Below are 20,489 nucleotides of genomic sequence, written 5' to 3'. Positions count from 1 at the left end.
ATGAGCAACAGCAAGATCTCACCCGTCACCGGCCACTACGTGACCGTCGACGTCGACGGCCTGCAGTACAAGGTCTTCTACTTGGAGAACGGGACCGGTCAGCCGATCCTGTGCCAGCACACCGCCGGCTGCCACAACCACCAGTGGCGCGGGCTGCTGGAGGACGAGGAGATCACCGCCAACTACCGGGTCATCGCCTACGACCTGCCCCGCCACGGCAAGTCCGACCCGCCGGAGAACACCGAGTGGTGGAAGGAGGAGTACCAGCTCTCCGCCGAGCACTACTCCAACTTCATCATCGCCCTCGCCGACGCCCTCGAGCTGGAGGACCCGATCTTCATGGGGTCCTCGTTCGGCGGGAACGTCGCCCTGCAGCTGGCCCTGCGCCGGCCCGACCGGTTCGCCGGTGTCCTGAGCGTCGAGGGCGCCGACTACTCCCCGGGCTTCTACCTGGACTGGTGGCAGCACCCGCACGCCAACGCCGCCCAGGTCTGCGCCAGCGGCACCTGGGACCTGATGGCCCCGCAGTCTCCCGAGGCCGACCGGTGGAAGACCTGGTTCTACTACACCCAGGGCTCCGAGGCCTTCAAGGGTGACCTGCACTTCTACTCCGTCGACCACGACCTGCGCGGCAAGCTCGGGGACATCGACGGCGAGAAATGCCCGGTCGTGATGATGACCGGCGAGTACGACTACCTCACCACCCCCGAGGACAGCGAGCGCACCGCCAACGCCATCACCAACGGGTCCTTCATCTACATGCCCGCGATCGGGCACTTTCCGATGAGTGAGAACCACCCGGTGTTCCGCACCTACCTGATCCAGGCGCTGGAACTACTGCAGGAGAAGCGGGAGAAGAAGGCCGCCAACGCCTGACCGCGCGCCGCAGGGTGGTCGGCCCGACCGGGTCGACCACCCTGCGGCATCGCCATGCCCAGCAGCTCACCGAGAGGACCCGGAGTGCAGCTCGAGACGACCCCCATCCGCGTCGCCGGCGCCCAGGTGTGGGGCTCGCAGACCCAGCCGGTCACCCGCCCCGACGGCGGTGACCCCGCCGGGCATGTGACCGTCGCCGACCCCGAGCACGTCGAGGCCGCGGTGTCCGCCGCGCACCACGTGGCACCGGAGTTCGCGGGCCTGCCCGCCCACCGCCGTGCCGACGCCCTGGCCCACGTGTCGCGACGCCTGACGGAGTCCCGCGAGGATCTGGCCGCGGTGATCGTCGCCGAAGGCGGCAAGCCGGTCCGCTGGGCCCGGGCCGAGGTCGATCGAGCCGCAGCGACGTTCCGCCTGGCCGGGGAGGAGGCCCGCCGCTGGGTCGGTGACCTGCAGCGCCTGGACACCGACCCGTCGGGAGAAGGCCGCATAGCGCTCAACCGGCGCGTGAGCCGCGGACCCGTCCTGGGCATCACCCCGTTCAACTTCCCGCTGAACCTGGTCGCCCACAAGGTCGCCCCCGCCCTGGCCGTGGGCGCACCCATCGTGCTTAAGCCCGCCCCCGCCACACCACTGTCAGCCCTTTTCTTGGGTGGCCTACTCGCCGAGACAGACCTCCCCGCCGGGTCCTGGTCGATTCTCACCGTGCCCAACGAACGCATGAACCCTCTGGTTACCGACCCGCGACTACCGGTCGTGTCCTTCACCGGCTCCGGGCCAGTCGGCTGGGGGATCCGCGACCTCGTACCCCGTAAGCACGTTACCCTCGAACTCGGCGGCAACGCCGCCGTCGTCGTGTGCGCCGACTGGAACAGCCTCGCCGACCTGCAGCGCGCTGCCCAGCGGATTGCCACGTTCGGCGTCGGCCAAGCCGGCCAGTCCTGCATCTCCGTGCAACGGGTCATCGCCGACCGCAGCGTGTTCGACCAACTGCGCGACCTCGTCGTCGCCGAAGTCCAAGCGCAGGTGCTCGGTGACCCAGAGCGGGAAGAGACCACCCTGGGCCCGATGATCGACGAACGCGCCGCCCAGCGCGCGCACTCCTGGATCACCGAAGCCGTCGACGCCGGCGCGCACGTCCTCACCGGCGGCAGACGCGACTACGCCCGCCTTGAGCCGACCGTGCTGGTCGACGTGCCCCCCGGAGCGCGCGTCGACCGCGACGAGGTCTTCGCCCCCGTGCTGTCCCTACGAGCCGTCGACGGCCTCGACGAGGCGCTCGCCGCCGTCAATGACTCCGATTTCGGACTGCAGGTGGGGGTCTTCACCCACGACATCACCACCGCATTCCGCGCACACCGCGACCTCGAGGTCGGAGGCGTCATCGTGGGCGATGTCCCCAGCTACCGCGCCGACCAGATGCCCTACGGCGGAACGAAGGGCTCCGGCATCGGACGCGAAGGCGTCCGCTACGCGATGGAAGACCTCACCTACGACCGTACCCTGGTCCTCACCGGCATCGACCTCTGAGGGCACTCGCCAGACCCGCAGCAGACCGGGTGCCCACGTGAGGACTGCCGATTTAATCGTTCACTCTGTCGGCCGCGGGACAACCGGTGCGTAAGTTCGTCGCAACCATGTGGCGGGCGCGTCTCCGCTCGACCAGCCGCGCGTCGTTTTTATCCCGCTGAGGATCCCCAAACGGAACTGCCGGGGTGCGACGGTTGGTCACTTCCCAGCCAGCTCCCGCTAACCGCTTCCTGGCCGGCTGGGGTGGGTCGGGGGAAGGGTGGGCCGAAGGCCCAGCCCGGAGGGCCGCGCAGCGCCCTTCCGGCGACCCGCCCCAGCCGGCATACTCACGCGGAGGGAGCGGCTTCAGCGATCATGGCTCGTGGTCCGAGAATCCCGATACCCTGTGCTCATGAGTTCCGCCGACGGCTGGGACCTGACGGTCCCCGAGGATGCAGCCGAGCTGCTCGCCGAGTTGCGCCGTCACGGCGTGCGGCCCGGCCAGCGCCTGCATGTAGTGCGCGCGGATGAGGAGCCGGGGCAGCCAAGCGGCGAAGACGCTGCCCAGCCCACCCGCGCAAAGCTCGACTTCATCGGTTCGGTGCACGGTGGTCCGGCGGACCTGTCCACCCGCGCCGACGAGTACCTGCAGCGAGGCTTCGGCCGCGAGTGATCCTCGTCGACACGAACGTCCTCGTCGCCGCTGCCCGGACCGCCGACACCAACCACGACGCCGCGGCGCGATTGCTCGAGACCCTCGACGAGCCGCTGCTCGTTCCCCCCACCGTGCTGGCAGAGGTCTGCTACCTCCTCAACGAGTGGGGTGGCCCGGGCGCCGAGGTCCGGTTTCTCCGCGACATCAGGCCCGGCGGGCTGCAACTCGCAGAGCTGACCACTGCCGACGTCGCACGCATGGCCGACCTGGTTGAGCGGTACGCGGACCTCCGTCTCGGCGGGACCGACGCCTCGCTCGTCGCTATCGCCGAGCGCCTGCGCATCGATCGGGTCGCCACCTTCGACCAGCGCCATTTCACGGTCGTCCGCCCCGCCCACGTCGCGACCTTCACGCTGCTTCCCGAGGTCACGTCAAGCTGACCGGATGCCCGCCGGGCCGGGCGCAGCGCGCGGTCGAACTGCGGGGACGGCGTCGGGGCCCGAGCACGACACAGTGTCAGGCCCCCGGACTACGTTCGGCCGCGTCGGTGTCCGGCGAGGTCCATGCGGATTGAAAGGCGGAGCCATGGCGAGCATCCAGGACCGATGGCGTCGCAGGGACCCGGCCACCGGCCGCCTGGTGCCCACGGAGCTGGACGGCAAGGGGCTGCGCTACCGCCCGCAGTTCCGGGACCCGTCGGGCCGCCAGATCATGAAGGCCTTCGCGCTCAAACGCGACGCCCAGCGCTGGCTGGATGACCAGACAGCGCACATCGCGCGCGGAACGTACGTCGACCCGGGCGCCGGGCGCACTACGTTCGCCGAGTTCTACGCGGACTGGTCCCGCCGGCAGGTGTGGGCACCGGGGACGGTCCTCGCGATGAACCTCGCGGCCGGTTCGGTGCCGTTCCCCGACGTCCCGCTGAGATCGCTGCGCCGCTCGCACGTCGAGGGCTGGGTCAAGGCAATGGTCAACCGGGGCCTTGCCCCCGGCACCGTCCACACGCGGATGAACAACGTGCGCGCCGTCCTCCGCGGCGCCGTCGCCGACAAGCTGATGGCTAGTGATCCGAGCGTCGGCGTCGCGCTCCCCCGGCGCCGCCGGGCGGCAGCCGCGATGACCCTGCCCACCGCGGCCCAGGTCGGCGGCGTCCTCCAGGCCGCCGACGACGCCTTCCGCCCGTTCGTCGCGCTCTGCGCGTTCGCCGGCCTGCGGCTCGGCGAGGCCGCCGCCGTCCAGGTCGAGGACATCGACTTCCTGCGGCGCACGCTCACAGTCACCCGCCAGGTGCAGCGAGGCGGCGCGGGCCGGGTCGAGTTGCGGCCGCCCAAGTACGGAAGCGAGCGGGTCGTCTTCCTCGCCCCAGGGCTTGTCGACATCCTGGCGGCGCATGTCGCCGCGTTCTGCCCGGGTGGTGGATGGCTCTTCACCGGAGAAGCGGGACAGCCCCCGCACCAGAACACTGTCGGCTACCGCTGGCGCACCAGCACCGCGGCCGCCGGCATCGCGGGGCTTCGACTGCACGACCTCCGGCACTTCTACGCCTCGGGCCTGATCGCGGCCGGCTGCGACGTCGTCACCGTGCAGCGGGCCCTCGGGCACGCCTCCGCCACCACGACGCTGAACACGTACAGCCACCTGTGGCCGAGCGCCGAGGACCGCACACGGACCGCCGCGCAGGCCTTGCTCGCAGATTCTTGTGGACTGAGTGTGGATTGGGAGGGATCGACAAGCCGCTGACCTGCGGTCTTATGCCGATCTACACGTTGAAGCGGAACTCCACGACGTCGCCGTCCTGCATGACGTACTCCTTGCCCTCGATGCGCACCCAGCCCCTGGCCTTCGCCTCGGCCATCGACCCGGCCTCCATGAGCTGGTCGTAGGACACGATCTCGGCCTTGATGAAGCCACGCTGGAAGTCGGTGTGGATGACACCGGCGGCCTGGGGCGCGGTGGCGCCGACCGGGATCGTCCAGGCGCGCGCCTCCTTGGGCCCGGCCGTCAGGTAGGTCTGCAGGCCGAGGGTGGCGAACCCCACGCGGGCGAGCTGGTCCAGGCCGGGCTCGTCCTGGCCGATGCCGGCCAGGAGCTCGGCGGCCTCCTCGGCGGGCAGCTCGGCGAGCTCCGACTCGATCTTCGCGTCCATGAGGATCGCCTCGGCCGGCGCGACGAGGCCCCGCAGCTCGGCGATCAGCTCCTCGTTGCCGAGCTCCTCCTCGTCGACGTTGAACACGTAGAGGAAGGGCTTGGTCGTCATCAGGCCCAGCTCGCGCAGCGGTGCGGGGTCCACGCCGGCGGCGAACAGCGTCCGGCCCTCGTTGAGGATCCTCTGCGCCTCGACCGCGGCCATGTGCAGCCCCGCGCGCTCCTTGTCCTTGCGCATCTCCTTCTCGAGCCGCGGGATCGCCTTCTCCAGCGTCTGCAGGTCGGCCAGGAGGAGCTCGGTGTTGATCGTCTCGATGTCGTCGGCCGGGCTGACCTTGCCGTCGACGTGGACGACGTCGGGGTCGGTGAAGACCCGGATCACCTGGCAGATCGCGTCGCTCTCGCGGATGTTGGCGAGGAACTTGTTGCCCAGGCCCGCACCCTCGCTGGCGCCGCGCACGATGCCGGCGATGTCCACGAACGACACCGTCGCCGGGATGATCTTCTGCGAGCCGAACACCTCGGCGAGCTTCTCCAGCCGCGGGTCGGGCACGCCCACCACACCGACGTTGGGCTCGATGGTGGCGAACGGGTAGTTCGCCGCGAGGACGTCGTTCTTGGTCAGGGCGTTGAAGAGGGTCGACTTGCCGACGTTGGGCAGGCCGACGATCCCGATGGTGAGACTCACGGGAGTCCAGGGTACGGGCTTCGCGCGGGCCGTCCGGACACGCGACTAGACGGGTAGCGGCTGTCCTAGGACGATCTCGGTGCCGTCGGGGCGGTAGGTGCGCCATCGACCGTCGGGTTGCCGCTCGATGCGGAAGCCGTGGTGGACCTTGGTGTGATGGCGTTCGCACAGCAGGGCTGAGTTCGCCAGGGAGGTCTCGCCGCCCTCGACCCAGTGCAGGAGATGGTGCACGTCGCACCAGCAGGAGGGGGCGTCGCAGCCGGTGAACACGCAGTGCTCGTCGCGCAGCTCCACGGCCTTGCGCAGAGGGGGCGGCACGACCCGGTGGGTGCGGCCGAGGTCGAGGGTGTGCCCGTCCGGGCCGAAGACGACACGGGTGATGCTGCCGTCGCAGGCCAGCATGCGGGCCCGGGCGGCGGAGATCTGAGCCCCGAACCAGGTGTGGCCGGCGGCCCGGCCGACAGCGGGATCGACCAGGTCGTCGAGGTCGATCCGGACGAACACGTGCGGCTTGACCGTGCGCAGGATCGGCACCTGCCCTGCTGCCAGCGCGTTGTCCACGCCCTGCACCAGTGCGTCGGCCAGCTGCTGGGGGCGGCTGCGCGTGTCACCGGCGGGCCGGTTCGCCTGCACCAGCGATTCCAGCCAGGTCTCGAACTTCTCCCCACCGACCGCGTCGAGCTCACCCCGGAAGGTCCGGCTGCCGTCGGGATGCCGGGCGATCGACAGCCGCCGCTCGTCCGTGGGGTCGGGCTCCTTGCCGTCGGGGTCGAGCAGATCGAGGAAGCGCTGCACCACCGCGCCCAGCGCGGCGTGCACCTGGGTGGCGGCGACCTCGGCCAGCGTCGCGTCCACCTCGGTCAGGTCCACGCCCTGCCCGACCGCCTCGGCCTGCACCTCCACCGCCGCGACCGGGGCGATCACCGCGACCTGGTCGGCGCTGACGGCCCCCGCAGCGAACGCGGCCGCCACGGCGGGCAGTTGCTCCAGTGCCCGGCCGTTGTGGACGATCCGGGCGGCCTCCCGGGCCGACAGGCGCACGTGGCCCCGGAGCCAGGACCGCATCGACGCCTGCCCGTCCCGCTCGGGAGCCTGCATGCACTCCGCGCGCCGGACGGTGCGCGTCAGCTCGGCGTCGGCCGCGTTGCGCACCGCCACCAGCAGCGCCGTCCGGTCCAGCACCTGATCGGCGGTGACCAGGTCGTCGAGATCTCTGGCGTCCAGGAGTGTCTGCAGCAGATCCCGCATGACACCCCCAGCCGTTCGATCCTGTGTTCGAAGTCTATCGCTGGGGGTGGCACTCCACCACACGAATCCCCAGGTCAGGGCCCTGTCCACAGACTCCGGCGACCGGCCCGTCAGGCCCCGGGAGGTGGTAGGAGGCCGCGCTCGACAGCCAGCATCACGGCGCGGGTGCGGTCGTCGACCCCGAGCTTGGCGAAGACACGGAGGAGGTGCGTCTTGACCGTCGCCTCGCCGATGAACAGCTCCCGGCCGATGTCGGCGTTGGTCAGGCCGCGCGCCACCCCGGCGAGCACCTCCAGCTCGCGCGCGGTCGGCGCCTCCACGGCCGGCGTCCGCATGCGCGACACCAGCCGGGCGGCCACCGGCGGGGCCAGCACCGTTTCGCCCCGTGCGGCTGCCCGCACCGCGTCGGCGAGCTGTGCCAGCGGGGTGTCCTTGAGCAGATAGCCGGTGGCGCCGGCTTCCACGGCCCGCACGATGTCGGCGTCGGTGTCGTACGTGGTCAGCACCAGCACCCGGACGGCGGGGTGGGCCGCCGCGATGCGCCCGGTTGCCGCGACGCCGTCCATGCGGGGCATGCGCAGGTCCATGAGGACGACGTCCGGCGCGTGCTCGGCCACCGCGGCGATCGCCTCCAGCCCGTCGGACGCCTCGGCCACCACGTCGATGTCCGGCTGCGCCGCCAGCCACCCGACGACTCCGCCGCGCACCACCGGGTGGTCGTCCACCACCAGCACCCGGACCGTGCTCATGGTTCGACTCCGATCTCGTTCCGCTCCTCGCTCGCTGACGCTCGCTGCGATGCTCGTTCGACCGTCGTTCTCGCGTTCACCGGGCGGGCACCCGCACCGTCACACGCGTCCCCTGCCCCGGCGCCGAGACGACGTCCACCGTGCCGCCGACCTCCTCGGCGCGGTGCCGCAGCCCCGCGAGCCCGACACCGGGCGCGTCCTCGGGGTCGAAGCCCACTCCGTCGTCCTCCACGTGCACCGACACCTGCGCAGACTCCCCCGCTCCCACCCGGCTGACCCGCAGCACCACCGCCGTCGCAGATGCGTGCCGGCGGACATTGGCCAGCGCCTCCTGCGCCCCCCGCAGCAGCACGACCTCCTCGGTGCGGCTCAGCTCCGCTCCGCCGTCCCCCAGCGCCGACGTGTCCAGGCGCGTCGCGAGGCCGGTCTCCCGGCCGAACCGCTCGACCAGCCGCTCCAGCGCCTCGACCAGCGTGGCCGAGTCCAGCGCCAGGGGAGAGAACGCCGCGACCATCGCCCGCGCCTCGCCGAGGTTCTCGCGGGCGACCTCCTCGATCAGCGCCAGCCGCTCGGCCACGCCGTCGGCGCCCGGTGGCAGACCCGCGGCCGCGGTCTGCGCCAGGACGACGATGCTCGTGTAGCCCTGCGCGAGCGTGTCGTGCACCTCCCGGGCCAGTCGCTCGCGCTCGGCCGCCATCCCCTGCGCGTGGTGCAGCTCCGCGAGCTCGGCACGCGTGCGCTCCAGCTCGCGGATGAGGGCCGCCCGCTCGGCACTCTCGTCCAGCACCCGGAAGATCCACAGCCCCATCGCGAGGCTGAAGACCATGCCCACCAGCGTCTGCCCGGGACCCCAGAGCGGCTCGTCGCCGCGGCTCCAGGCGATTGCCGGCCCGGCCGCGGCCGCCACAGCGAGTGCCAGCGTCCAGAGCGCCCCGACGCGCACCTTCTCGACGAAGAACCAGACCTGCGGGTAGGCCAGGAACATCAGGAACAGCAGCGAGGGCTCCTGCCAGGCGATCACCGCAACGACCGCCACCAGCACAGCGAGGTAGGCGGTCGCGGACTCCCGGCGCCAGTCGGTGAGCCCGAGGGGGCCGAATCCGACGTAGGCCAGCGCCCAGACCCCCAGTGCTGCCAGCAGCGTGCCACGTCCGTCCATGTCGCCCACGGCCACGACGACGATCGCCACGCCGACCATCAGCACGAAGGCCGCGTGGAGGGCGAACACGGAGATCCGTCGGGCGCGCTCGGACAGCGGCGCACCGCCGCCGTCCCCCGCGGGAAGGGCGACGACGGCGGACCGCGGCTCCGGGCTCGAGGTCATCCCTCGCCCCGGCGCCAGCGGAACGTGCGCACGCACACCACGGCACCGATGATCACCCATGCGGCGAGCACGAGCGCGGTCCGGCCGTGCTCCCAGCTGCCGGCCACCTCGAACGCACCGGCCTCCTCGGGCAGGAACGCCGACCGCATGCCCTGCGTCAGCCACTTGAGCGGGAAGAGCGCCGCAACCTGCTGCATCCAGCCCGGCAGCTCGAGGAAGCCGAAGAAGACCCCGGAGAAGAACTGCAGCACGATGGCGAAGGCGGAGATGCCGGTGGTGACCGAGGCGGCACTGCCCCGCAGCGCCGACACCGCGACGCCGAGGACCGTGCCGGCCAGAGCGCCGAGCACCGCCACCCACCCGAAGGTCAGCCAGTGCTGCGGATCGGCAGGCATCGGGACGTCGTAGGCGAAGTGCGCCAGCGGCAGCAGCAGCGCCAGCTGTGCCGCCGTGGTCACCAGGACCTGCCCGGCCTTGCCCACGAAGTAGGCCACCGGCGGCGTACCCAGCAGCTGCAGCCGTTCCAGCTGCCCGTTCTCGCGCTCGCTCGCGATGGACGTCCCGACCGCCTGGAAGCTGGTCAGCATGATTCCGGTCGCCGCGATCCCCGCGAGGAAGTAGTGCGTGAACGGGACGTCACCGGGACGTTCGTCGCCGCCCAGGACCGCCGCGAAGATGACCAGCATGATCACGGGATAGGCGAAGGAGAACACCACCTGCTGCCGCTCCCGGAAGAACAGCTTCAGCTCCAGCCCCACCCGGGCGAGCCCGATGCGGGCGGCCGACGGCGGAGCGGGACGGGTGGCTGCGGCGGAGGTCAGGACGGCGGTCATCGGAGGTCTCCCTGGGTGGCGGTGGTGGACGGGGCGCCGACGAGTGAGAGGTAGACGTCCTCGAGGGTCGGGCGGGTGACGGTGAGACCGGGCACGTCCCCGGCGACGGCGAGCAGGTCGCGCAGCACGGCCGCCGGCGCCTCGGTGCGCACCGTCCGCGGAGCGCCGTCCTCCATCCAGCGGACCGTGGCCGTCCGGCGCAGCTCGGCACCGAGCTCATCCGGCGGCGCCACCTCGACGAGCCGCCCGTCGGCGACCACGCCCACCCGGTCGGCCAGCTCGGCCGCCTCGTCGAGGTAGTGGGTCGTCAGCAGCACGGTCGTGCCGTCGGCGCGGAGCCCGCGGATGAGCTCCCAGAACTGCCGCCGGGCGACCGGGTCCATGCCGGTGGTCGGCTCGTCGAGGAAGACGAGCTCCGGGCGGCCCTGCACGCCGAGCGCGACGGCGAGGCGGCGTCGCTGGCCGCCGGAGAGCCGGCCGACCCGCGTGCCGGCCTTCTCGTCCAGCCCCACGGCTGCGATCAGCTCCGCGGTCGGCCGGGGCGTCGCGGAGTAGACCGAGAAGTGGTCGAGGATCTCCCGGACGGTGAGGTCCTGGGCCGCCCCCTCGCCCTGGCTGACCACGCCGATGCGCGCCCGCCACGACCGGCCGGCCCGGCCCGGGTCCGCACCGAGGACGGAGACGTCGCCGCCGTCCCGCTTCCGGACTCCCTCGAGGATCTCGATCGTCGTCGTCTTGCCCGCGCCGTTGGGCCCCAGGAGGGCGAACACCTCGCCCCGGCCCACCTCGAGGTCGAGGCCGTCGACGACGGCCCGCCCTCCGTAGCGCTTGACCAGCCCGCGCATGCGCACGGCCGGCTCGGTCTCCGTCGCCGCGGCCCGGAGGGCCGCGGCCTGTGTCGTCGTCATGGGAGAAGCCTCCGGCTCGGAGGCCCTCGCACGGGACCGTCGAACCGCTGGTCCGCGGTCCACCGAACGGTGGACGGCGCGTCCCACGGCGGCGTCCGAAAACCGCCAGTTCTCGTCGGCGCGCACTGGCATGCTCGTCGTCATGAGCCGGCCGCTGGACCACGAACGCTGCTACCGGGCCGTGGCAAGCCGTGACGCCCGGTTCGACGGCTGGTTCTTCACCGCGGTGCGCACGACCGGCATCTACTGCCGGCCGTCGTGCCCGGCGCGCACCCCGCTGGCGCGCAACGTCTCGTTCTTCACGACCGCCGCCGCTGCCCAGGGCGCCGGCTTCCGGGCCTGCCGCCGGTGCCGGCCGGACGCCGTCCCCGGATCGCCCGAGTGGGACGTCCGCGCCGACGTCGTCGCCCGCGCCATGCGCCTGATCGCGGACGGCGAGGTCGAGCGCTGCGGCGTCCCGGGCCTGGCTGCCCGGCTCGGGTACTCCGAACGGCAGCTGCACCGGCTGCTGGTCGCCGAGCTCGGCGTGGGCCCGCTCGCCCTGGCACGGGCCCAGCGCGCCCAGACGGCCCGGCTGCTGATCGAGACCACCGACCTGCCGATGGCCGACGTGGCCTTCGCGGCGGGGTTCGCCAGCATCCGGCAGTTCAACGACACCGTCCGCGAGGTCTTCGCGTCGACGCCGAGCGGCCTCCGGAGGACCACGCCCGGGACGACGTCAGGAGCGCCCGGCTGGCTGACGATCCGGCTGGCGGCCCGGGCCCCGTACGAGGCGGCCGAGGTGCTGCTGTTCCTCGGCGCGCACGCCGTCCCGGGCCTCGAGGAGTGGGACGGGACGACCTTCTCCCGGGTCCTCGACCTGCCGCACGGCCCCGCCGTGGTCCAGCTCTCCCCCGCTCCGGACGGCGGACCGGCGGTCACCGCCCGGCTGCGGCTCGCCGAGCTGCGCGACCTCGGCGCGGCCGTCACCCGCTGCCGCCGCATGCTCGACCTGGACGCCGATCCGGCCGCCGTCGACGACGTCCTCGGCGCCGACCCCGCGCTCAGCCGGCTCGTCCGCACTGCACCGGGACGACGGGTCCCCGCCTCCCCCGACGCCGACGAACTGGCGGTGCGCGCGGTGCTCGGCCAGCAGGTGTCGGTGGCCGGCGCCCGTACCCTCACCGCCCGGCTGCTGACCGCGGGCACTCCCCTCCCCGAGCCGGTGGGCACCCTCACGCACGCCTTCCCGCGCGCCGCCGCACTCGCCGAGGCGGACCTGACGGCGGTCGGGCTGACCGGTGCCCGCAGGCGGACAGTGCACGCGCTGACCGCGGCGCTGGCCGCCGGGGACATCGCGCTGGACCCCGGCGCCGACCGCGTGGAGGCCGGTCGCGCGCTGGTCGCCGTCCCGGGCGTCGGACCCTGGACCGCGGCACTCGTCGGGCTGCGCGGCATGGCCGATCCCGATGTCTGGCTGCCCGGCGACCTCGCCGTCGGCAAGTCCCTCGCCGTCCTCGGCAGCAGCGACGCCGACGCCGCCACCCGCTGGCGGCCCTGGCGCTCCTACGCCGTCCTGCACCTGTGGGCGCTCGCCGTGCCGTCCCTCTTCACCCGCGTACCCGATCTCCCCAGGAGTGCCTGATGACCGTTCCCACGCTCGCCCGCCATGCCACGGTGGCAACCCCGCCCGGCCCCTTCACCGTCGTCGTCGACACCGACGCCGAGGGGCGGGACGTCGTGATCGCCGGCGGCTGGACCGACGACGTGGCCGACCTGCTGCCCGTGGTGCACCGGTCGCTGCGGCCGGCCGGGAGCGAGCTCGTCGCCGACCTCCCGGTCCTCGACGTGGTCGAGAAGTTCTTCGCCGGCGACGTCCGCGCGATCGACGACGTGGTGGTTCGGCAGCGCTCCGGCCCGTTCCTCCAGGAGGCGTGGGAGGTGCTGCGGACCGTGCCCGCCGGACGTCCGGACACCTACGCGGCGTTCGCCGCCCGCTGCGGCCGGCCGGCGGCCGTCCGCGCCGCGGCCAATGCCTGCGCCCGCAACGCGGCCGCACTCTTCGTCCCCTGCCACCGGGTGCTCGGCTCCGACGGCGGGCTCGGCGGGTTCCGCTGGGGGACGCCGGTCAAGCGCTGGCTGCTCGACCACGAGGCCGCGCACGCCCCTGTGGCCGACTGAACAATGACCCCCTGCCCCCCACCCCTCGCACGCTCGCGGCGGGACCCCGCAGGGGGCCTTCTCCTGGGAACTGTCACCCCCGTCCGGCACCCTGCCGAGCATGGACGCCGCTTCCCTGCTCACCGGTCTCCTCCTCGGTGCACTCCTGGCCACCGCCGTGACCCTGGGCGTCGTCGCGCTCGGGGCGCGCCGGCGGCCGGACGACGGGCTCGAGCCGGTGCACGAGTCGCTCGACCACCTGCACCGGCTGCTGGCCGGCATGGAGCGCGCCCGCGCCACCGCGCACGGCGAGCTGCGCGAGCAGATGGGCACCGTCGGCAGCGCGTCCACCCAGCTGAAGCAGGAGACGGCGGCGCTGGTGACCGCGCTGCGCACGCCGCACGTGCGGGGGCGCTGGGGTGAGGTGCAGCTCCGCCGGGTCGTCGAGGTCGCCGGTCTGGTCGAGCACTGCGACTTCGTGGAGCAGCCCTCGGGCACGAACGACGCCGGCGCCGGCGTGCGCCCCGACCTCGTGGTCACCCTCGCCGACGGCCGACAGGTCGTCGTCGACGCGAAGGTGCCCTTCACCGGCTACATCGAGGCGGTCCAGGCGACGGAGGAGGCGGTGCGCGTCCAGCGGGTCGCGATGCACGCCCGGCAGCTGAGGGCCCACGTCGACGCGCTGGCAGCCCGCCGCTATCCGACGGCCTTCCGCCCCGCGGCACCGTTCACCGTGCTGTTCGTCCCGTCCGACGGCTTCCTCATGACCGCGCTCGAGGCCGAGCCGGGCCTGCTGGAGCACGGGTTCGCCAAGGACGTCGTCATCGCGACGCCCAGCACCCTGCTGGCCCTGCTGCGGACCGTCGCGTACTCGTGGCGGCAGGAGCGGCTGGCCCGCGACGCCGACCAGGTGCTCGAGGTGGGTCGCCGGCTGCACGCCCGGCTCAGCACGTTGTCCGGGCACCTCACGCGGCTGGGCGCAGCGCTCGGCACGACCATGACGCGCTTCAACGAGACGGTCGGCTCCTACGAGAGCTCGGTGCTGACCGCAGCCCGGCGGTTCGACGACCTCGGCATCGCCGAGAGCCCGGTCCCGACTCCCGTACCTGTCGAGGCGACCGTGCGCAGCCTGCGCCCCGCGCAGCCGCCGCTCCCCGACGATGCCGACGAGGACGACGACGTGCCGGCGACCCGGAACGGGACGGACGGCTAGGAGCTCAGTCGGCCTGCGCGGCGCGCTCGGCGCGACGGAGCTCGTGCGGCAGGGCGAAGACCAGTCGCTCCTCGGCGGCCTTGACGGTCCCGACGTCGGCGTAACCGCGTTCGGCCAGCCAGTCGAGCACCTCGCTCACCAGGATCTCGGGCACCGAGGCCCCGCTGGTGACGCCGACGGTGCCGACGCCGTCGAGCCACGCCGGGTCGATCTCGGAGGCGAAGTCGACGAGGTGCGAGTCGCGGGCGCCGGCCTCCAGCGCCACCTCGACCAGGCGCACGGAGTTGGACGAGTTGGTCGAGCCGACGACGAGGACGAGGTCGCATTCGGCGGCCATCTGCTTCACCGCCTGCTGACGGTTCTGCGTGGCGTAGCAGATGTCGTCGCTCGGCGGGGACTGCAGACCGGGGAAGCGGTTCTTCAGCTGGTCGACCGTGGCGAGGGTCTCGTCCACCGACAGCGTGGTCTGCGACAACCAGACGACCTTCTCCGGATCGCGCACCTGGACGTTCGCCACGTCCTCGGCGCCGTCGACGAGCTGGATGTGGGACGGCGCCTCACCGGCGGTGCCCTCGACCTCCTCGTGCCCGCGGTGACCGATCAGCAGGATGTCGAAGTCGTCGCGGGCGAAGCGCTTCGCCTCCTGGTGCACCTTCGTGACCAGCGGGCACGTGGCGTCGATCGTGCGCAGCTGCCGCGCCGCCGCCTCGTCGTGCACGGCCGGCGAGACGCCGTGCGCGCTGAAGACGACGACGGAGCCCTCCGGCACCTCGTCGGTCTCCTCCACGAAGATCGCACCGCGGCGCTCGAGCGTGGCCACCACGTGCTTGTTGTGGACGATCTGCTTGCGGACGTAGACGGGAGCGCCGTGGATCTCCAGCGCCCGCTCGACGGCGACCACCGCGCGGTCGACACCGGCGCAGTACCCCCGGGGGTCGGCCAGGAGGACGCGTCCGCGCTGATCAGCCATGCCTCCATGGTAGGCGGGTCACGCGGAGGAGCCCGTCTGCCGACGGTGTGATCGCACACCACGCTTCCGTGTGGCATGGCCGGGTGGATCTGCACACATCGCGTGTCGGGCTGCTGGTTGTGGGGCACGCTGTGCGTCATGGCCCGAGAGATTCCTGAAGTCGTCCGCGCCGCCGCCGGGCTGGCCGCCACCGTCGTCGACGAGGCACGCAAGCTCCCCGAGACGCTGCCTGGCCTGCCGGTCCGCCTCATCGGACTGGCGATGCAGCAGGCGATGAAGGTGCAGCAGCAGTACGCCGGTTTCGTCGCCCGCGGCGACGAGCTCTTCACGGGGCTGCGCGGTGAGGACGAGCCGGGTCTCGCGACCTTCGACGACGACGTCGACGACACACCGGCGGGAGGCGGCTTCCGCGACTCCGCCTTCGACCGGGCCTCGGCCGAGCCGACGAGCGCCGACACCCTCGTCGACCCCGAGGTCGGCTCCCTCCCCGCCGATCCCCCCGCGGACGCCGTCACGGCCGTCATCGACGAGCTCGCCGACCAGGTGGAGGACGGCCGGCAGTCGATCGAGCAGCTCGCCGAGGAGTCGCCGGGCACCGCGGACATCCTCGACGAGATCGCCATCGACGAACTGGTCGACCAGGCGCCGGGTCTCGACGAGACCGCGCCCTCGGTGAGCGACGCGGACTCCCCCGAGCTCGAGGCGGCACTGCTCTCCTCCGACGATCTGCCGGCCACCGCGGCCGACACCCTGGACGCGGAGCCGACCGCCGACGTCTCGACGTCGGTCGACGTGCTCACCCCGGCCGGCGACGTGGCCACCGTCGACGCCGCGGTCACCGACGAGGGCATCGCCGCACCCGAGGTCACCGACGCCGACGCGAACCAGGCCCCGGCGACGCCTGCGAAGAAGGCCGTGAAGAAGGCCGCGCCCGGCAAGCGGGCCGCCAGGAAGGCCGCGCCCGCTGCCACGGACACCGACGCCACGGACACCGACACCGACGCCGGCCCCGCGACCGCCACCGACGAGGGCGGCAGCCCCGTCGCCGCCGCCACCGGCGTCCGGACCGACGTCGGCGAGAGCGACACCGCCGAGGAGGACGCCGCCATCGCGCAGGGCGCGGCGATCGACGCGATCGGCGAGGCCTCGGCCGCGCCGACCGACGACCCCGGGGGCGGCAGCGAGCTGTCCGGCTCCCAGGCCGCCGGCACCGCCCCGATCGACGGCTACGACAGCTTCTCGGTCGCCCAGCTGCGCGGCCGGCTCCGTGGTTACGCGCTGAGCACGGTGCAGGACCTCCTCACCTACGAGGAGGCCACCCGCGCCCGGGAGCCGTATCTGCGGATGCTGCGCAACCGCCTGGAGAAGCTCGAGGAGCAGGCGGTCGCCGCCAGCCCGCTCGCCCCGCGCGGCGCCTGAGGCGTCAGCGGCGCATGGCACGCTCGGAGGCGTGACCTCCCCCTCATCCCCCGAGGCCCCGTGGCCGGTCCGGACGGTGGCACGCAAGATCGCTGACTGGATCGGCCGCCTCGGTGAGGTGTGGGTGGAGGGTCAGGTGGCACAGCTGTCCCGCCGCGGGGGTGCGGCCACGGTGTTCCTCACGCTGCGCGACCCCGCCGCCGACATGTCGGTCAACGTCACCTGCCATCGCGACGTCGCCGACCGGCCCGGGCTGGAGCTCGCGGAGGGCTCGCGGGTGATCGTGCGCGCCCGCCCCGACTACTACGTCGCGCGCGGCACCTTCTCCCTGCGCGCCACCGAGATCCGCGCGGTCGGGCTCGGTGAGCTGCTCGCCCGCATCGAGCGCATCCGTCAGCTGCTGGCGGCCGAGGGGCTCTTCGACGCCGTCCGCAAGCGGCCGCTGCCGTTCGCGCCCGCCGTCGTGGGCGTGATCACCGGCCGCGACAGCGCCGCCGAGCGCGACGTCCTGGTGACCGCGCGCCGGCGCTGGCCCGCCGTCCGCTTCGAGATGCACAACTGCGCCGTCCAGGGTCCGCAGGCGGCGGCCAACGTCATGGAGGGCCTCCGCCGGCTCGACGCCCACCCCGACGTCGAGGTCATCGTGATCGCCCGGGGCGGCGGCTCGGTCGAGGACCTGCTGCCGTTCTCCGACGAGGGGCTGGTGCGCGCGATAGCGGCGACCCGCACGCCCGTCGTCACCGCCGTCGGGCACGAGACCGACACGACGCTGGTCGACCACGTCGCCGACGTCCGCGCGGCCACCCCCACCGACGCGGCGCACCGCATCGTGCCCGAGATCGGCGAGCAGCGGCGCCTGGTCGAGGCCCTGCGCTCCCGTGCCCGCCACGTGGTCACCGGCCGCGTCGAGCAGCAGGAGCGCTGGCTCGAGTCGGTCCGCAGCCGGCCGGTCCTCGCCTCCCCCGACCGCATCCTGCACGGGCGGGTGGACGACGTCATGGCGCTGCGCACGCGCGCCCGCCGCACGCTCGTGCACCGCGTCGAGGGGGCCGAGAGGGACCTCGAGCACGCCCGCGCCCGCGTCGCCGCCCTCTCGCCCGCCGCCACGCTCGAGCGTGGCTACGCCGTCGTCCAGCGCGCCGACGGCTCCCTGGTCCGTGACCCGGCCGAGGTGTCCGACGGCGAGCTGCTGCGCGTCCGGGTGGCCGGCGGGCGGGTGCCGGTGCGCGTGGACCGCAGGAGCGGCGGGGAGGATGACGAACCGTGACGACACCCGACGCCGAGCCGACGACCACCTACGAGCAGGCCCGTGAGGAGCTCGCCGACGTCGTCCGCCGGCTCGAGGCGGGCGGGCTGACGTTGGAGGAGTCCCTGGCCCTGTGGGAGCGGGGCGAGGAGCTCGCCACGCTCTGCCAGCACTGGCTGGACCGGGCGCGCGAGCGCCTGGCTGCCGCTGCCCCGGCGGACGACGCCGACCGGTCCTGACCGGCGTCGTCCGCCCGGAGCTCAGGCCGCCCGGCTCAGCTCGCCGTCCGCGGTGACCATCAGGCCGGCCGCGGCCAGCGCCGCGATCATCCGGTCGGCACGGCGCCGCAGGATGCCGGACATGCGCATGTCGTCGGGGCGGGGGTCGGTGGCGTCGGGGGCCAGCGGGTCGCCGGGACCGTCGTAGAGGCAGCGGGCGAGGGCGTCGCGGACGTCCGGCGGCACGATGGGCTTGATCACGGTCCGTACCGGCTTGCTGCTCTTGATCCTGGTCACCATCCCGCAGGCACACGAACCGCCGGTGGACGGGGGCCGGTGGTCGCCGCCGGGGCAGGACGCACGAGGTGCCATGGGGTCTCCTTCGAGGGGTGCGCGAGTGTCTCGCGTGACTGGTGGGGCGGAAGAGTCCCGCGAGACAGCGCGTGTCGACACGCGGCGCACCGACCCGATATCAGGTCGTGATATAGAGCACAATTCGTCGTCCCGAGCGCCTAATCGGCGCAGCTCCGGATCAGCCGGTAACGGTCTCCACCGCCGCCGCCACGACCTCGAGTTCCTCGTCGGACGCGGACCCGTAGACGACCACCGTCACCCCGTCGTCCTCCCGGGAGAGCGCGGTCTCGTCGCGGTCCGTCGTCAGCCGCGTCCAGGTCTCCCCGTCGATGTCGGCCGTGCCGTCCTCGGTCGCCCCGTCCAGGATGGCGGCCAGCGGCTCGGCCCGCCGGTCGTCGCTGACCACGAAGCCCGCGAACTCCTCCGACGGCGTCAGGTACCCGATCTCGAGCGTCACCGGATCGCCCTCGCCGGCATTGCCGGCATCGGTCCGCGCCGAGGTCGGCAGGTAGTCGTCGGCCAGCCCCTCGGGCGCGGGCACCGGATAGCCCGCCCGGGCCGCGGCCAGCTGCACGGTGGTCGACGGATCGACCGTGCGCACGCCGGCGTCCCCGCTCTGCCGCCACGCCGCCCAGCCGACGATGACCAGGCAGATCAGCACGAGCGGCAGCAGCGACCGCAGCATGTTCGCGGCGTTCATCCGGTTCGCCCGCTCGATCGCCGGGGACGGCGGCGCGGCCGGAGCCACCACCTCCTCGGAGGGCTGGGGTGGGCGCTGGCTCGTCGGGCCGACTCCGGTCATGGACCTAGGATCGCAGGCACGCTCCCTCACCTCGCCGCCCATGGCCCCGTCCCGGGCCCCGCCCTGGAGGTCCCGTGTCGCTGCCACTCCCCGAAGGCCCCCGTGCCACGAGCCGCGGATTCAGCACCGACCGGCCGGCGCCCGACCGCAACCTCGCCCTCGAGCTGGTCCGGGTGACCGAGGCCGCCGCGATGGCGGCGGGCCGGTGGGTGGGCCGCGGTGACAAGAACGGCGGTGACGGGGCGGCCGTGGACGCCATGCGCGCCCTCATCGGCACGGTCAGCATGAACGGCGTCGTCGTCATCGGGGAGGGGGAGAAGGACGAGGCGCCGATGCTCTACAACGGCGAGCAGGTCGGTGACGGCCAGGGCCCGGAGTGCGACGTCGCGGTCGACCCGATCGACGGCACGACCCTCATGGCCAAGGGCATGCCCAACGCGATCGCCGTCATGGCGGTCGCCGACCGCGGGGCCATGTACGACCCGTCGGCGGTCTTCTACATGGAGAAGCTGGCGACCGGCCCGGCCGCCGCGGACGTCGTCGACATCACCGCCCCGGTCGCCGAGAACATCAAGCGCATCGCCAAGGCCAAGAAGAGCTCCCCCGGCGACGTCACGGTGTGCATCCTCGACCGCCCGCGGCACGAGCAGCTCGTGCACGAGGTCCGGGAGGCCGGCGCGCGCATCAAGTTCATCACCGACGGCGACGTGGCCGGCGCGATCGCCGCCGCCCGCGAGGGCACCGGCGTCGACCTGTTGCTGGGCATCGGTGGGACTCCCGAGGGGATCATCGCCGCCTGCGCGCTCAAGTGCATGGGCGGCGCGCTCCAGGGCAAGCTCTGGCCCAAGGACGACGACGAGCGGCAGAAGGCCATCGACGCCGGGCACGACCTCGACCGCGTGCTGCACATCGAGGACCTGGTGCGCGGTGACGTCTTCTTCGTCGCCACCGGGATCACCGACGGCGAGCTGCTGCGCGGCGTGCAGTACCGCTCGGGCGGCTGCACGACCCAGTCGCTGGTCATGCGCTCGCGGTCGGGGACGATCCGGTCGATCGAGAGCCTGCACTCGCTGGAGAAGCTGCGCGCCTACTCCGCCGTCCCGTTCGACCGGAACGACGAGGACAGCTAGGGGGGCGGCAGCGGCGGGGGTGTCGGCGGCGGCGGGGGTGTCGGCGGCGGCGGGGGTGTCGGC

21 protein-coding genes are annotated in these 20,489 nt (G+C 73.1%); 12 read left to right on the top strand and 9 right to left on the bottom strand.

Features of this window, described 5'->3' with window-relative positions:
• The 5 genes from E4P40_RS07030 to E4P40_RS07010 all read left to right on the top strand — a co-directional run bounded on the left by E4P40_RS07030 (position 1) and on the right by E4P40_RS07010 (position 4,780).
• Positions 1-876, top strand: a complete 876-nt coding sequence (locus E4P40_RS07030; RefSeq protein WP_092200908.1) for an alpha/beta hydrolase — start codon at positions 1-3, stop codon at positions 874-876.
• Between the two features lie 84 nt (positions 877-960).
• On the top strand, positions 961-2,406 hold the full coding sequence (locus E4P40_RS07025; protein WP_245160179.1) for an aldehyde dehydrogenase family protein: 1,446 nt from the start codon (positions 961-963) through the stop codon (positions 2,404-2,406).
• A 391-nt stretch (positions 2,407-2,797) separates the two neighbouring features.
• On the top strand, positions 2,798-3,058 hold the full coding sequence (locus E4P40_RS07020) for a hypothetical protein (RefSeq protein WP_135158116.1): 261 nt from the start codon (positions 2,798-2,800) through the stop codon (positions 3,056-3,058).
• Positions 3,055-3,480 carry a PIN domain-containing protein gene (locus E4P40_RS07015; protein ID WP_135158115.1) on the top strand — a complete coding sequence of 142 codons (426 nt, stop codon included), beginning with the start codon at positions 3,055-3,057 and terminating at the stop codon, positions 3,478-3,480. The genes E4P40_RS07020 and E4P40_RS07015 overlap by 4 nt, the downstream gene beginning before the upstream one ends.
• A gap of 145 nt (positions 3,481-3,625) precedes the next feature.
• On the top strand, positions 3,626-4,780 hold the full coding sequence (locus E4P40_RS07010) for a site-specific integrase (protein ID WP_135158114.1): 1,155 nt from the start codon (positions 3,626-3,628) through the stop codon (positions 4,778-4,780).
• A gap of 19 nt (positions 4,781-4,799) precedes the next feature.
• On the opposite strand, the gene ychF is transcribed toward E4P40_RS07010, so the two are convergent.
• The 6 genes from ychF to E4P40_RS06980 form a co-directional block, all read right to left on the bottom strand.
• Positions 4,800-5,873: a redox-regulated ATPase YchF gene (gene ychF, locus E4P40_RS07005; RefSeq protein ID WP_135158113.1), complete on the bottom strand. Its 1,074-nt coding sequence runs from the start codon at positions 5,871-5,873 to the stop codon at positions 4,800-4,802.
• 45 nt (positions 5,874-5,918) lie between these two features.
• Entirely contained in the window at positions 5,919-7,121 is a 1,203-nt protein-coding gene (locus tag E4P40_RS07000) for an HNH endonuclease signature motif containing protein (RefSeq protein WP_135158112.1), read from the bottom strand.
• Between the two features lie 110 nt (positions 7,122-7,231).
• Entirely contained in the window at positions 7,232-7,870 is a 639-nt protein-coding gene (locus tag E4P40_RS06995; RefSeq protein ID WP_135158111.1) for a response regulator transcription factor, read from the bottom strand.
• Positions 7,871-7,946: 76 nt separating this feature from the next.
• Positions 7,947-9,194 (bottom strand): sensor histidine kinase, encoded by a 1,248-nt coding sequence (locus E4P40_RS06990; RefSeq protein WP_135158110.1) that lies wholly within the window; start codon positions 9,192-9,194, stop codon positions 7,947-7,949.
• Entirely contained in the window at positions 9,191-10,027 is an 837-nt protein-coding gene (locus E4P40_RS06985; RefSeq protein WP_135158109.1) for an ABC transporter permease, read from the bottom strand. Before E4P40_RS06985 ends, E4P40_RS06990 begins: the two co-directional genes overlap by 4 nt.
• Positions 10,024-10,935: an ABC transporter ATP-binding protein gene (locus E4P40_RS06980; RefSeq protein ID WP_135158108.1), complete on the bottom strand. Its 912-nt coding sequence runs from the start codon at positions 10,933-10,935 to the stop codon at positions 10,024-10,026. Before E4P40_RS06980 ends, E4P40_RS06985 begins: the two co-directional genes overlap by 4 nt.
• Positions 10,936-11,077: 142 nt before the next feature.
• On the opposite strand from E4P40_RS06980, the gene E4P40_RS06975 reads away from it, so the two are divergent.
• From E4P40_RS06975 to E4P40_RS06965, 3 genes are all read left to right on the top strand, one after another.
• Entirely contained in the window at positions 11,078-12,559 is a 1,482-nt protein-coding gene (locus E4P40_RS06975) for an AlkA N-terminal domain-containing protein (RefSeq protein ID WP_135158107.1), read from the top strand.
• A complete protein-coding gene (locus E4P40_RS06970) occupies positions 12,559-13,095 on the top strand; it encodes a methylated-DNA--[protein]-cysteine S-methyltransferase (protein ID WP_135158106.1) in 537 nt (178 codons plus the stop codon). The genes E4P40_RS06975 and E4P40_RS06970 overlap by 1 nt, the downstream gene beginning before the upstream one ends.
• A 100-nt stretch (positions 13,096-13,195) precedes the next feature.
• Positions 13,196-14,287: a DNA recombination protein RmuC gene (locus E4P40_RS06965; RefSeq protein WP_245160178.1), complete on the top strand. Its 1,092-nt coding sequence runs from the start codon at positions 13,196-13,198 to the stop codon at positions 14,285-14,287.
• Positions 14,288-14,291: 4 nt separating this feature from the next.
• Here the strand turns inward: E4P40_RS06965 and E4P40_RS06960 are convergent, their stop codons facing one another.
• A complete protein-coding gene (locus tag E4P40_RS06960) occupies positions 14,292-15,257 on the bottom strand; it encodes a 4-hydroxy-3-methylbut-2-enyl diphosphate reductase (RefSeq protein ID WP_135158105.1) in 966 nt (321 codons plus the stop codon).
• Positions 15,258-15,395: 138 nt separating this feature from the next.
• On the opposite strand from E4P40_RS06960, the gene E4P40_RS27955 reads away from it, so the two are divergent.
• Genes E4P40_RS27955 through E4P40_RS06945 form a run of 3 tightly spaced genes read left to right on the top strand, consistent with a single transcriptional unit; the run spans position 15,396 to position 18,161 of the window.
• Positions 15,396-16,676, top strand: a complete 1,281-nt coding sequence (locus tag E4P40_RS27955; protein ID WP_167762135.1) for a hypothetical protein — start codon at positions 15,396-15,398, stop codon at positions 16,674-16,676.
• 31 nt (positions 16,677-16,707) lie between these two features.
• A complete protein-coding gene (xseA, locus tag E4P40_RS06950; RefSeq protein ID WP_135158104.1) occupies positions 16,708-17,943 on the top strand; it encodes an exodeoxyribonuclease VII large subunit in 1,236 nt (411 codons plus the stop codon).
• Positions 17,940-18,161 (top strand): exodeoxyribonuclease VII small subunit, encoded by a 222-nt coding sequence (locus E4P40_RS06945; RefSeq protein WP_135158103.1) that lies wholly within the window; start codon positions 17,940-17,942, stop codon positions 18,159-18,161. Before xseA ends, E4P40_RS06945 begins: the two co-directional genes overlap by 4 nt.
• Before the next feature lie 21 nt (positions 18,162-18,182).
• On the opposite strand, the gene E4P40_RS06940 is transcribed toward E4P40_RS06945, so the two are convergent.
• Positions 18,183-18,512 carry a hypothetical protein gene (locus tag E4P40_RS06940; RefSeq protein ID WP_135158102.1) on the bottom strand — a complete coding sequence of 110 codons (330 nt, stop codon included), beginning with the start codon at positions 18,510-18,512 and terminating at the stop codon, positions 18,183-18,185.
• A 160-nt stretch (positions 18,513-18,672) separates the two neighbouring features.
• Positions 18,673-19,296 (bottom strand): DUF4245 domain-containing protein, encoded by a 624-nt coding sequence (locus E4P40_RS06935; protein ID WP_135158101.1) that lies wholly within the window; start codon positions 19,294-19,296, stop codon positions 18,673-18,675.
• A 74-nt stretch (positions 19,297-19,370) separates the two neighbouring features.
• On the opposite strand from E4P40_RS06935, the gene glpX reads away from it, so the two are divergent.
• A complete protein-coding gene (gene glpX, locus E4P40_RS06930; RefSeq protein WP_280790583.1) occupies positions 19,371-20,426 on the top strand; it encodes a class II fructose-bisphosphatase in 1,056 nt (351 codons plus the stop codon).
• Positions 20,427-20,489: the final 63 nt, after the last annotated feature.

Source organism: Blastococcus sp. CT_GayMR20, from assembly GCF_004570345.1.
Note: the sequence above shows the minus strand (reverse complement) of the source record. Positions and strands in the feature narration are given on the sequence as shown.